We start from the raw sequence: 13,253 nt of genomic DNA, 5'->3' as shown, positions 1-13,253 counted from the left end.
CACCGCGCCGCAGAGTTGCCGGTCTGGCTGCACAGATACAATTGGCACCGTCCCCACGGGAGCCTAAAGTCCAAAACACCTATCAGTCGCCTCGCTCTAACCGAGGACAACCTGTTGAGGCTCCACAGCTAGCGATCCCACCAGTTGAGTTGCTCCAAGTCGGTGTCTAGCTTTCTACATTCTGTGTCCGACGCTGGACAAGAATGTTGCAATCCCGACCAGCAAGTCAGCGCAGGCGCCACCTGTTGCCCAGCAAACGGCAAGGATTATCGAAAGACGAATTCGGCACGGAGCTTGCACCAACGATTGCATGCAAATGCCGACAGCATCTCATGAACGGTCTCTCGATTCTGGCGCGGTTAAATCGCGGCCGGTTCCAGATCATGTCCCGCCCGAAATGGTGAGGGACTTCAGCCTGTTTACGTCGCCCGGCATGTTGCCGACCGCTAACGGGGATCCGCATGCAGCGGTTGCTTGCGTTCATGCCGGGCCTCCGATCTTTTATTCAACCAGCAACACGCGCGACGGTCGGGGTACCTGGGTCATCACTCGCGCGAGCGACCAGCGCCGGGTGCTGCAGGACACCGAAACGTTTTCCAGCCATCGCAGCATCTTCGCCTCTGTGCTCGGCGAGAGCTGGCCGATGATCCCGCTTGAGCTCGATCCGCCATTCCACGGTGTTTTTCGCTCACTGCTCAATCCGCTGCTTTCGCCAAAGCGGGTAATGGCATTGGAGCCGGCTGTCCGGGAACGAGCGATCAAGCTGATCGACAGGATCGCCGCATCAGGCACGAGCTGCGACATCATGAAGGATTTTGCAGTTCCGTTCGCGGTCAATATCTTCCTTCGCTTTATTGGGCTTTCGGACAACGGACTAGAAACATTTGTCGGCTGGGCTAGAGATCTGCTCCACGGCGATAAGGAGCAACGACCACCCGCAGCCCGGACGATCGTGGCCTTCATCGACGAACTTGCCACCGAGCGCCGCAAGGAGCCGGTCGATGATTTCATGACCTTCATCGTGAAGGCAAAGGTCGAGGGTCGTCTGCTCAGTGACGAAGAAGTCCGTGGCATCGGCGTGCTTGTGTTCGTCGCGGGACTCGACACGGTCTCAGCAGCCATATGCTTCGACTTGGCCCATCTCGCGCGCAACCCCAAAGATCAGGAATTGCTACGAAGCGAACCGGACCGGATTGCCGTCGCTGCGGAAGAATTGCTGCGCGCCTATTCGACCATTCAGATGATCCGAGTGGCAACGAAGGATGTCGACTTCAAAGGCGCGCCGATCCGCAAGGGAGACTATGTTTCCTGTGCCACGATGATTGCCAATCGTGACCCGGCGGAATTCGAATGCCCGAATGAGATCGATCTGGCGCGCGAGGACAACCGGCACGCTGCCTTTGGCTATGGTCCCCATCGTTGTCTTGGCTCACACCTTGCCCGGCGGGAGATTGTCATTGGCCTGGAGGAGTGGCTGGCGCGCATCCCAGCCTTTCGGATCAAGACAGGGACTGAACCTATCACCTTCGGCGGCCATGTGTTCGGGATCGAGAATCTGATCCTGGACTGGTCCTGAAGTTTCAGCCAACGACATTGGAGTTCGCTATGCGTGTCGTCGTACATAAAGCCAGATGCCAGGGTCATGCGCGCTGCTGGGCGCGGGCGCCGAGAGTCTTCAAGCTTGATGACGCCGGCTACATCTTGCCCGGTGATATTGATGTTGCCGATGGGGAGCAACTGCTTGCCTCAAAAGGGGTACGAGCCTGCCCCGAACAAGCTCTGGAAGTTGACGAGCCCCCCGCTAACTCAGTTGTAGAGAGAGACACACGCAAAGTGCAGACTGGCATCGGGAAGGATAAAACAATCATACAATTCGCGACAGACCCTGTCGACCACGCGAAAATTACCGAACTGCGTGACCGAGAGGCGATCCGCAACTGCCTGTATCGGTACTGCCGCGGGATAGACCGCGCCGATGAGGCGGCGCTGCGTAGCGCATACTGGCCCGAAGCGTATGACAGGCACGGTCCCTATTGCGGACCGGCAGAGGACTTCATCCAATTTGCTCTCGGTCTGCCGGGGCACCGTAACATCCATCAAATCACGAACAGCCTGATCGACTTCATCAGTTCAGCAGAGGCCGCGGTCGAGAGCTATTTCACCGCGCTGCAACGCGGACCGGATACAGACCAAGAAATACGTCAGACGCTGCTTTGCGGCCGTTACTGCGATCTGTTTCAGAAGAGGCAGGACGAGTGGCGAATTGCGGAACGGACAGTCGTCTACGATTGGGTTGAGGAGCAAATCCCGCCAGCGATTCTTGAGGCAGATAGGTTCGGCCGGCGACAGCCGATTGGAGCACAACATCCAGACGATCCCATCTACCAGTTGCTCAAGGGTCACATCCCCACCGACCAAGATGGCGTCGAGGGTCCCCAACTGGGAGCTGCATAAGTGGGTAGAAATGGAGGATGAGCGCCCTACGGGAACGACATCTGTGTGGGGCCGCAACTGGCGGTCACTGCAACGATTTGGCTCGGCCCTTCATTCCGCCCAAGGTTGATGGGCTGAGATCACAAGCGGTCATCGTGGAGAAGCTCTCGTGAAACTGGCAGCACGCACCGTAATCATCACAGGCGCTGCGGGCGGGATCGGCCGTGCCCTGGTCGATATCCTTGCCGCGGACGGAGACACTGTAGTTGCGGTGGACCTTCCGGGCAGTGGTGTGGTTGAACTGGCTCGGGATCTCGGGTCGCCGCACGTCGGTCTGGAGTGCGATGTGTCGCGAGAGAAGGACATGCTCTCACTTTTCGGCCAGGTCGAAGCACGGTTCGCGCAAATCGATGTCCTCATCAACAATGCGGCGGTTGGACCCACGATGGATAGGATCATCGACACCGCTGTCGATACCTTCCGACGCGGCGTGACAGTGAACCTTATTGGGCCATTCGTTATGGCCCGGGAAGCGGCGCGGCGCATGAAGCCGGGCGGTGCGATCGTCAATGTGGCTTCGATGGCGGGCGTGGTCGGCAATCCCAGGCGCAACGCCTACGCAGCCTCGAAAGCTGGCGTGATCTCGTTGACAAAGTCCCTTGCATGCGAGTGGGCTATGCGAGGAATCCGCGTCACGGCGGTGGCGCCGGGCTCCGTCCGCACCCCAATGGTCACAGAACTGGCACGCGCTGGCAAAATGGACCTCGCGGCGATACGCCGCCGCGTGCCGATGGGGCGCTTGGCTCGCCCCGACGAGATCGCCAGGGTCGTGCGTTTTCTGAGCAGCACGCAGGCGCGCTACATCACCGGCTCGGTGCTGGCAGTCGACGGAGGCTGGATGTCATTCAACCAGCCGGGGGATGCTCACCCGCCGGTGGATGGTGCGCTCCAAGCCGAGCTCTCCTGTCCGGCCGAATGCACAGATGCGCGAATCGTGCTCGTCACCGGTGGCGCAAAAAGCATTGGCGCGGCCGTCGCTCGCCGCTTTGCCGCGAACGGCGACACCGTCGTGATTGCTGATAAAGATGGCACTGCAGCGGCAGAGCTGGCTACATCGCTCCCCGGCAAGCATCTGGCGAAATCGCTGGACGTGGCCGTCGAGAGCGATGTGGTGTCGATGTTCGAAGAACTGAGGGGACGCTTCGGGTATATCGATGTTCTGGTCAATAGTGCTGATACCGCCGACAGGATTGTGCCTGCGATCGAGCAACTGTCGAAACAGCTCGAACACGTCCTGGATGTCAACCTTACCGGCGCCTTCACCTGCGCGCGCGAAGCGATCAAGGCTATGCGCCCGGGCGGCGTGATCCTCAATCTCGGGTCGATCGACAGCTTTCTGCCGTTCGCGCCGCGCCATGCCTACGGCGCCTCCAAGGCGGGGATGGATATGCTGACCCGTTGCATGGCGGCCGAACTCGGGCCGGTCGGAATTCGGACAGCCACCGTCGCTCCTGGCCACATCCGCACGCCCGCACTTGCTCAGTTGGCCAAAGCCGGCCGCATCGACCTGACAGCAATCGGACGACGCATCCCCATGGGCAGGATGGGACGGCCAGAAGACGTCGCAGATGCATCGTTCTTCCTTGCTTCGTCTGACGCCTCATACATCAACGGCTCGATCCTCTACGTGGACGGCGGCTGGACCTCGTTCGGTGATGCGGGAAACGCCAGCGAACTCTATGACGAATGTTTTGCGGAGGCCGCAGGTTAATTGCCAGGCCTTCGCAGGGCGACCGGCCGAGCATTATGAAGCCTCGGCTCCACGACGCACCTGAGGTGCTTGAGATCCAAGCATGTGCATGCCGAGCACATTCCCGGTCGGCTGACGTGTCTATAACGAGGAGAAATCATGGAATTTGCCACTTTCATTCTGGCCGCCCAGCGTGGCTATCACCAATCCTCAGAAAGCGTCATCCGCAACTCCATCGAACAGGCCGTCGCTTCGGAGCAGGCTGGGTTCAACACCGCGTGGTTTGCTGAGCACCACTTCAACAATTACAGCCTCATACCATCCCCGCTGATGATGGTGGCGCACTGCGCCGGCTTGACAAGCACGATTCGCCTGGGCACTGCCGTCTGCGTGCTGCCGCTTTACCAACCGCAGCGCCTGCTGTCCGAGATCGGCTTCGCCGACATCGTTGCGAACGGCCGTCTCGAGCTCGGCGTAGGCTTGGGATACCAGCAGTTCGAGTTCGAACGGTTCGGCGTGGACATCGATGAGGCGCCGGCCGTCTTTTCGGAATACCTGGACATCATTCTCAAGGGCCTCAACCAAAACGTCTTCGAACACGACGGCCAGTATGAGAAGATCCCCCCAACAGCGATTTCGGTCCGCACAGTCCAGCAGCCGACGCCGCCTATCTGGATCGCTGGCGGAGCCGCACGGATGGCTCGGGCCTACCGCGAGGGGCACAATTTTTTTGTCACAGCCTTCCACGACGGCTTAGAGACTTTGACCACACTGCGTGAATCAGTCGAGAGGGCGGCGGCATCCGAGGAAAAGAACGTCACCGACGTCAAGATATCGCTGCTGCGCTGCTGCTATGCCAGCCACGACGAGTTGGAGATCAACAGCTATCTCGACAATGCCCGCTTCCAGCGCCGGCTTTCTGAAGCCCTGCATCAGCGCCGCCAACAGAGCCACGATGGCTACCTGCTGCAGGAGACACCGACCCAGCAGGATCTGTCCTTCGAGACCATGCGCAAAAATTTGCCGATTGGCAGCGTAAATCGCGTGATTGATCGCCTGCTGGAAGAGATCGATATCTTGAAACCGGACCAGATCGCAGTTCAGACTCAATTGGGCGACTTCGACCAAAAGACGATGCTGCGCCAGATCGAGCTCTGGGGCGACAAGATCATCCCTGCGGTCAACAAGGCGCTTTGTCATGCCGGAAGCTGAAGCCGGCCGTTACGATGATGGCTGCCTATCCAGCGCGCAATGGCGTGGGTCCGAGCTAGGGAGGAGCTTCGATCAGCATGTGCTGCCCTGCGTACATTCACGTTCGCTTGAGGAGGTCCAGGCGGGCGAGGTGTTGGCGACGGAGGGGACAGGCCTTTCGTCTGTCGAATTGCGTGATGTCTTGGCCGCAACTTTCCCGTCTACCTCCAGCAGCGTATTCGCTTTGGAGGAGTTGAGCGAGCCCGAGCCGGAACTGGAAGAGGAGCTGCTACGCCGGCTGCTGCTAGCGCATGCTGCGCCGGCCGACCCGGCGAGCGGCCGCTTGGCCAAGATCATCGCCCGGCGTGCGATGCGCACGGACCATCTTTGGCGGGATCTTGGCCTCTCAAATCGCGCTGAGCTCAGCCGCCTGCTTGCCAGACATTTTCCCGCGCTGGCGGCAGGCAACACAGAAAACATGAAATGGAAAAAGTACTTTTACCGCAAGCTGTGTGAGGCCGAAGGCTTTTCGTCATGCACTGCACCCAGTTGTCGGGAATGCCAGGACTTCGAAAGCTGCTTCGGCCCGGAGGAAGTTGAGAGTCGCCTCTCGCCGACCAGGAATGCCGGTTAGTCACTTCGCTTGATCGCAGCTGCGGACAAACGCTTATCGCGGCGCCGTAGTATGGAGGAAGGGATGTTCATCGCCTCGCGATATTTGGTGACGGTACGGCGAGCGACATTGATGCCGGTCTGCTTGAGCTGAGCAACGATGTCTTCGTCGGAAAGTACCTTGTCGAGCGATTCTTCGGCGATGATTGCCTTGATCCGATGGCGGACAGATTTGGCGGAGTGCGCGTCGCCGCCCTCGCAGGATGCGATTGTCGCTGTGAAAAAATACTTCAGCTCGAACACCCCGCGCGGAGTTAACATGTACCTGTTCGAAGCCACCCGGCTTACCGTCGACTGGTGCATTTTGATCCCGTCAGCGACATTTTTGAGACAGAGAGGCCGCAGATGGGCGACGCCGTGTGTAAAAAAGGCATCCTGCTGGCGCACGATTTCGGTCGCAACCTTAAGGATCGTCTTAGCGCGCTGCTCGAGGCAGCTGATCAGCCAGTTCCCTTTTTCCTGGCAATGGTCGAGAAACGCTTTGCCTTCCGGATTTTGATTGGTCAGCTGCGAGATTTCGGCGACATAGGTGTGGTTGATCAACACTTTGGGCAGCGTGGCCGGATCAAGCTCCACCCGCCATCCACCTTCGGACTTGGGCATTACCCAGACGTCCGGTACGATGGTTTCCGGCGTCCCGGACTGGAACCGGTCTCCAGGCTTGGGATCGAGCGCGCGGATTTCGTTCCTCATGTCGAGGAGATCCTCCTCGTCGACTCCGCAACGCTGCTTCAATCCCTGAAAATCCCCCCGTGCAAGCATCTCGAGATTGGCGACCAAAGCTGCCATAGCCGGGTCGAACCGGTCTTGCTGGCGCAGCTGAATCTCCAGGCATTCGCTGAGAGTTCGCGCAAAAATCCCCGGCGGATCAAATTGCTGCAAGATTCCGATGACCCGTTCCACATCAGCTTGCCGAACGTTTAACCTCCTGGCCAGATCGAAAAGGTTTACCTGAAGATAGCCAGTGTCCTCCAGATGGGCGGCGAGCTGTCCGGCAATCAGCCGCTCCTGGGGGGTGAACGGGGTGAGGGCGACCTGGCGGGCGACATGGTCGTGCAATGTTTCGGTGTGGGCGGTAAACTCCTCGACGGCAGGTCGATCGTTGCCGCTACTGCGTTGCGACTTCCATTGCCCGCGCCCGCCAGACGGCCCGCCAATGGGCGATTCGCCGATTTCGCTTCTGCTTTGACTGCTCCGCTGATCCACCCCTGACAGCGGCGAATCGTCGTCAAACGGGTCAGGCTTCAAAACGGGGTTCCTCTCGAGTGCCTGCTGCACGAGCTGATGGAGTTCAGTATGCGTCAATCGCAGCAAGCGAATAGCTTCAATGGCTTGAGGCGATAAGACCATACGTTGCTTCTGGCGTTGAAGCAGGCTTGCTGAGAGATGCATGTTGAACCGTAATCTGCCGAGGATGCTCTAGTGTGTGCTTGGGTTGTGTGAGACTTGCCACTTCTGGGTCATGCCGCCGCCTTCAGTTTGTCGAGAACGTTTTGCGGGGATGAAACGCCATAGGGGTCCGTCTCGCAGTTGTCACAGAAGCCTTCCTCCTCGAACCACTGCTCCACCACGCCATCGTCGATCAGAGCGGCGTATCGCCAGGAGCGCATGCCAAAGCCCAGATTGTCCTTCGCGACCAGCATGCCCATTTTGCGCGTGAACTCGCCCGACCCGTCTGGGATCAGCTCGATCTTCTGCAGCCCCAAGGACTTTCCCCACGCATTCATGACGAAAGCATCGTTGACCGAGACGCAGTAGATCGCGTCAATTCGCAGTTCCAGAAATTGATCATAGAGTTTTTCGAAATCGGGCAGTTGGAAGGTCGAGCAGGTCGGGGTGAAGGCGCCAGGCAGCGAGAACAGGATGACGCGCTTGCCCCCGAAATAATCGTCGGAGGTCTTGTTCTCCCACCGATAAGGATTTGGCCCCCCGATCGACTCATCGCGAACACGCGTGCGAAAGGTCACGAGAGGAACGTTCTTTCTGTCGGTCATTGATTTGCTCCCAGGCCAAAGTGGTACGGTGCATTTTTCGGTTAAACTGAAGCGGCATCGACTTCGGTCGACAGTTCCGGCAGCCTCGCGCCTTGGCGTGGTTGCCTCGGACCGGTCTTGTGCAAGACCGCCCCCGAGCAGGCACGTTTAAAGGCGACGAGCTTCCGCGGAGACGGGGAATTTCGCTCGCGTGCTTTATCGAGCTTTGAGAGGTAGGCATGGTCTGCAACCGTGATTTTGACTGCGTTCTATCGACCGAGTCGCAAGCGCCATGCCAATTGACCCGATGCCTTGGGTTCACTTCGGTTTTTGCAGCAACTTTCGTGTTGTGCAGTAATGCCGGTCGATATTATTGCTCAAGCAGCACTGGAAATTGGGTGCGACTCCGTTCGGCAAACCCGGCCTTTGTCCGAAGCCGGACACGAATGTCGGAAATAGCCAAACGCCAGGATCTGGGGCGGGTTAAGAAACGTTGCCGTGGGCACCGGCTTCAGCACAATTGCGCCACGCGAGCATGGCTCCCAGCGTCAATGCCGTGCAGCAGCGAGACGAAGTCACTGCAGAATATCAACCTCTGCGAAGTCGTTGAAACCCAGCATGTGCGAGCCGTTCGAGGCGCAGATCAAGGCATGCTCGAGGAAGAGCTCGTGCTCTCGGCAGCAAGTGTTGCGACGTCTGACAAGGATCGTCGCGCTTCAAGGAAAAGAACCTGAATGGTGCACGGCTTGTGAAGGCCGGCGCATGGAAATGGCTGGGCTGATCATCCTCCATGAGGGTTGAATGAAGAGCTGGCCCCTATCTCCCTCAGCTGCAACGGGGGGAGGTAGGGCATGTCCGTCTATCGCGCTGGGTAACATTCCTCGGTGAGGCAATAAGGGGGAGCAATTTCTCATTTCGGCAGACACGACCCAGCTCTCCTTTCATGCGCTGATTCCCCCAAGGGAAATCGCGACTCCAGGCTTCCTATGCAGCGAATCGCGGTGCTGTCCGATGTCCGACAATGTCGGATGCGGATCGTAGCTGGGCTAGATCCGTCACTTTGCCTCGATGGTTTCCCACTGGCCTTATATCTGCTTCGCCCCAAATGCGGCGACATAACCTGTGCGGCATCTGTGAATGGATCGACTTCAATCGAGACCTCGGAGGTCCCGATGCGCGAAGGGAGCTTGCCGATATGACGGCCACCATAGCGAACCACGGTCCGGACGACGAGGGGACTTGGATCGGCGGGCCTGCGGCGCTGGGACACCACCGCCTGGCAATCATCGATATCCAGGGCGGCCGTCAGCCGAGGATGCTCCAGGAGGATGGCCGACCTGACTTGGTGCTCGTCTACACGGGTGAGACTTACAACTACCGCGAGCTGCGTCAACAGCTGGCCGGCCTAGTCCATCGCATGAACACGAGCAGTGACACCGAGGTGGTGCTGCACCGCCCCCGCGAGTGGGGCTCTTCGGCGGGTACACTTTTTTTACGAAATCCGTGAATGTTTCTCGCGACATCATCCCGCAATCGGTGGTGCAGCGGGTGAAGAGCCCGTATCCGGCTATCCAGAATGCCGCCTACGACAAAATACTACGTACGCGGTTCACTGCGATGCTGGACGACCTAGTGCCGGCAGTGGCACCGCTGTTGTCCGTCGACAGGTCCCGCGCTTGCTCGGTGCGACCAACAACCTTAAGCGCTAGGGCGTAACCTGACCCTGCAAGATCTCCTCACCGACTATAAGGTGCGCCTCACGATCTGAGACGATGGGACAGGATGGCTAAGGAGGTGCGCCGTCTTGCATGCCCCGCCACCGAGGCGAACCCTCTTGGCTACGCGCGCCACAGCGACGCTCCATATCGTCAGGCCTGCGTCTCATGCTCAGATGAGCCGGTATTTGGCTCTCTCATCAGCAAACCGAGAGAGCCCATGCCAAGACGGAAGCAAGCAAGACGAACGAGCGTCAGAGATATCCTGCGCCTGACCCATAAACAGGGCAGTCCGGTGGGCCAGGTGGCAGAGCAACTGAGGTTCGGCAAGACTTCGGCTTCCACCTATCTGCGGGCGCTGGAGACGGGCTGTCGTGCAGGCCCTGCATGCGGCTTTGAGGACGATGCGATGTTGAAACACCGTCTGTTGCGCCGAATCGGCCGTCGGCCACACGTTGGGTCGTCATCAGGTTCTCGACAGCTTGCCGGTGTCAAATCCAAACCGTGGTCGGCGATCCCCACCAGGGTGGGAAGGCAGCGCTGATATAGCCGAACGTCGATCAAGTCACGATCAACTATTGCCTCATGTCACATGCCCTGCGGGACTGAAAAACGGAGAAGAACATGTGCGATGCAAAACTGAAGACCGTGCTTTCGCTTTTTTCGCCGGTGGCCAGCAAATTAGATGCTCTCTCGTCCAACGGACCAGCGACGGATGCAAATTGCGTTAAGCTAAATACGAACGAGAACCCGTTTCCGTTGCCGAAGAGCGTAATGCAAAGTGCAATTGCTGCGATCGAACACCAGTATCTTTATCCGGAAGACGACAATCTCAGCTTAAGGGCAGCTGCCTCCGATGCTTACGGATTTTCCAAAGATCAGGTGATTGCCGGCAACGGTTCGTCGGAGCTGCTCGGACTCATCTACAGAGCTTTCCTCGCCCCAGGAGATAGAGTGGCGATGCTGTCGCCCGGATTTTCGTTCAACCGTAAACTTGCCATGTTGCAGGGTGCCGAGTTTCTCGAAATCGCATCGAGCGAAGCTCATCCCCTGCCGATAGAAAAACTGCTGTCCGGCCCCGCAAAAGACGCGAAGTTCATTCTGTTGGCTAATCCGAACAATCCGACCGGAACATTCGTGCCGGTGGCCGAAATCGAACGCCTTGTGGAGCAAGCAGATCGCTTGGTCGTCTTGGATGAGGCCTACGTTGACTTCGCACCCGACAATGCCCTGCGCCTCGTCAATAGACATCCGAATCTTTTGATCTTGAGGACTTTTTCAAAGAGCTATGCTGCTGCTGGCGTGCGAGTCGGCTTCGGTTTCGGTCACCCAGAAATCATTGGCAGGCTGCGCAACATCCAGAATGTCTTCAACATGAACGTGATCGGGCAGGCGGTCGGGAAAAGCATTCTTGCGCATCGCCACGCCTACGAAGAGAACCACAGGCACATCAAGCATGAACGACAGCGAGTGACCCTGGCGCTGTTGCAACTTGGCTTTTCCGTAACACCCTCCCACGCAAACTTTTTGCTGGCCCGTGTGCCGGCGGGACAGGAGGGCTCATGCTGGCAAGCCGCGTTGAAAGAGCAGGCGATCCTCATCGCCAGCTTTCCTGACGTAGATTTGAAGAACTGTATTCGCGTCAGCATTGGCACCACAGAGCAGATGGACAAATTCCTTGCTGCCGCCAAACGCGTCTGTATGAGCTTTAAGAAGAATCGCGGTGTGCACAAGCATTAAGTCAATTCACATTAAGCGCCAAGTAATAGGTGCTGATATGTCGCCAGCTATGATGATTAGCGAATAAATAATAGGTAATTTGGAGAACAATTAATTGAAGAAAATTTCCGCTTCGGGCCTGACCTTCGGCATCTTCGATCATCTGGACGAAAACGGCGATGACATCGCACAACAATATGCAGATCGGCTGAGCCTAGCAGAAGCGTGCGATGGCTATGGCTTTTATGCGTATCATCTCGCCGAGCACCACTGTACGCCGCATGGCAGAGGTCCATCACCGAATTTGTTCTTAGCGAGCGTCGCCCAGCGAACCCGCAGTCTTCGTGTTGGTCCCATGGTAATGCTACTTGCGCTCTATCATCCGCTGCGTGCCTTCGAGGAGATCTGCATGCTTGATCAGTTGAGCGGCGGCAGGCTTGAACTCGGCATAGGGCGCGGCTCTGCTCCCACTGAATTGGGATACTTCGGGGTTGCTGTAGAAGCAGCACCAGAACAGTATGCGGAGGCCAGTGAGATTCTCATCAATGCGATGAAAGGCGGGACGCTTTCTTATCAGGGCCGCCACTTTGAGTTGAAAGATGTTCCGCTGACGTTGAGACCTCACCAATATCCCCATCCGCCGACATGGATCGCCACCAATCGACCCGAGCCGGCTAGCTGGGCCGCTGCGAATGGGGCAAACATCGCCTGCGTCGGACCTTCCACTTCTGTTCGCAGCGTTACCGACGCGTTCCGCGCCGCCCGAATTCACGATGCTGACATTGGCCAGCAAGCGCCATTTCTTGGATTGCTCCGAATGGTGGTGATAGGGCGTTCTGAAACAGATGCGTATTTGCTCGCAGCACCTGCCTATGAACGATGGCTCAATAGCTTCAAATTTCTATACGAACTAAATGCCATTTCCACTCCACCAAACTTGCCTTTGAACTTCGATGCAGCAATTGAAAGTGAATTGTGCGTCGTGGGAACGGCAGATTCTGTCCGAAAAGCTCTCCTTGATCAGCTGGAAGAGGCAGGTGCTAATTATCTTCTGTGTCAACTGGCATTTGGGGATTTGCCGCTGGATGCCTCACTATACACCGCATCGGCCATTCGATCCGAAATCATGGCTCGAGTTGCCGCATCGTGAATCCGTCGTGTGATTGGAGGAGCAGCGGCAGCGCTGCTCCTCATTGCGAAACGGTTGTGGGGGCCGGACTCCTGTCAGGTGTAAACCATTGGAGCACGTCCTATCTGATCCAGGTCATATCCTGCGGCTTTGAAGTAGTTGGCACATTCGGCTGGGGTGAAGAGGTCGACGACCGCGCCGAGGCCTTGCCCCTCTGATCTAATCCGGTTTGAAGTTCGTTCTGGCCCATCCAGAGGATCAGGACATGAAACGCAGCCGCTTCTCTGAAGAGCAGATCATCGGAATTTTGAAGAAACACGAGGCCGGGGTATCGGTTGGCGATCTGTGCCGCAAGCACGGGGTCAGCGACGCCTCGATCTACAATTGGAAGGCCCGCTTCGGCGGGATGGATGTCACCGAGGCTCGGCGACCTGAAGGGCTGGAGGACGAGAACACGCGCCTGAAGCGGCTTCTGGCCGACGCCATGCTCGACAATGCCGCGTTGAAGGACCTTGTGGGAAAGAAATGGTGACGCCCGCCGCCAAGCGGAAAGCTGTCGCTCGCCTGAAGGAAGGCTTCGGGATGAGCAAACGGCGGGCGTGTAAAGCCATCGGCTGTTGCCGCATGACGGTTCGCTACCAGACCAGCAGGCCGGACGACCGCGAGGTTCG

The 13,253-nt window shown here is 58.0% G+C and carries 10 protein-coding genes and 3 pseudogenes; 11 read left to right on the top strand and 2 right to left on the bottom strand.

The features are described from left to right. The 7 genes and pseudogenes from EOA24_RS11630 to EOA24_RS11605 all read left to right on the top strand — a co-directional run. Window positions 1–132 (top strand): annotated as a pseudogene (locus tag EOA24_RS11630) (IS481 family transposase); the annotation flags it as partial. A 265-nt stretch (window positions 133–397) separates the two neighbouring features. Continuing rightward, window positions 398–1,576 (top strand): cytochrome P450, encoded by a 1,179-nt coding sequence (locus tag EOA24_RS11625; protein ID WP_164759124.1) that lies wholly within the window; start codon window positions 398–400, stop codon window positions 1,574–1,576. Between the two features lie 29 nt (window positions 1,577–1,605). Further along, window positions 1,606–1,728 (top strand): annotated as a pseudogene (locus tag EOA24_RS42950) (ferredoxin); the annotation flags it as partial. 138 nt (window positions 1,729–1,866) lie between these two features. Further along, on the top strand, window positions 1,867–2,454 hold the full coding sequence (locus tag EOA24_RS11620; protein WP_126083656.1) for a nuclear transport factor 2 family protein: 588 nt from the start codon (window positions 1,867–1,869) through the stop codon (window positions 2,452–2,454). Between the two features lie 148 nt (window positions 2,455–2,602). Next, a complete protein-coding gene (locus EOA24_RS11615; protein ID WP_063169384.1) occupies window positions 2,603–4,204 on the top strand; it encodes an SDR family oxidoreductase in 1,602 nt (533 codons plus the stop codon). A 138-nt stretch (window positions 4,205–4,342) separates the two neighbouring features. Beyond that, entirely contained in the window at window positions 4,343–5,395 is a 1,053-nt protein-coding gene (locus EOA24_RS11610; protein ID WP_024505249.1) for an LLM class flavin-dependent oxidoreductase, read from the top strand. Continuing rightward, entirely contained in the window at window positions 5,382–6,008 is a 627-nt protein-coding gene (locus EOA24_RS11605; protein ID WP_029356557.1) for a nitrogen fixation protein NifQ, read from the top strand. The genes EOA24_RS11610 and EOA24_RS11605 overlap by 14 nt, the downstream gene beginning before the upstream one ends. Here EOA24_RS11605 and rpoN read toward each other — a convergent pair. After that, window positions 6,005–7,438, bottom strand: coding sequence for an RNA polymerase factor sigma-54 (gene rpoN, locus EOA24_RS11600; RefSeq protein WP_126063822.1), 1,434 nt, complete (start codon window positions 7,436–7,438; stop codon window positions 6,005–6,007). The genes EOA24_RS11605 and rpoN overlap by 4 nt on opposite strands. 68 nt (window positions 7,439–7,506) lie before the next feature. Further along, window positions 7,507–8,040 carry a peroxiredoxin gene (locus EOA24_RS11595; protein ID WP_029356553.1) on the bottom strand — a complete coding sequence of 178 codons (534 nt, stop codon included), beginning with the start codon at window positions 8,038–8,040 and terminating at the stop codon, window positions 7,507–7,509. A 1,174-nt stretch (window positions 8,041–9,214) separates the two neighbouring features. Between EOA24_RS11595 and EOA24_RS11590 the strand changes: the two genes are divergently transcribed. The 4 genes and pseudogenes from EOA24_RS11590 to EOA24_RS11575 all read left to right on the top strand — a co-directional run. Beyond that, window positions 9,215–9,526 (top strand): hypothetical protein, encoded by a 312-nt coding sequence (locus EOA24_RS11590; protein WP_210213587.1) that lies wholly within the window; start codon window positions 9,215–9,217, stop codon window positions 9,524–9,526. Window positions 9,527–10,358: 832 nt separating this feature from the next. After that, on the top strand, window positions 10,359–11,474 hold the full coding sequence (hisC, locus tag EOA24_RS11585; protein ID WP_126063823.1) for a histidinol-phosphate transaminase: 1,116 nt from the start codon (window positions 10,359–10,361) through the stop codon (window positions 11,472–11,474). 94 nt (window positions 11,475–11,568) lie between these two features. Then, window positions 11,569–12,603: an LLM class flavin-dependent oxidoreductase gene (locus EOA24_RS11580; RefSeq protein WP_095484287.1), complete on the top strand. Its 1,035-nt coding sequence runs from the start codon at window positions 11,569–11,571 to the stop codon at window positions 12,601–12,603. Between the two features lie 244 nt (window positions 12,604–12,847). Beyond that, window positions 12,848–13,253 (top strand): annotated as a pseudogene (locus EOA24_RS11575) (transposase); the annotation flags it as partial.

Origin of the sequence: Mesorhizobium sp. M2A.F.Ca.ET.039.01.1.1 (assembly GCF_003998035.1) — a bacterium.
Classification (GTDB): Bacteria; Pseudomonadota; Alphaproteobacteria; order Rhizobiales; family Rhizobiaceae; genus Mesorhizobium.
The sequence above is the reverse complement of the archived record's forward strand: the minus strand, read 5'-3'. Positions and strand labels throughout refer to the sequence as shown.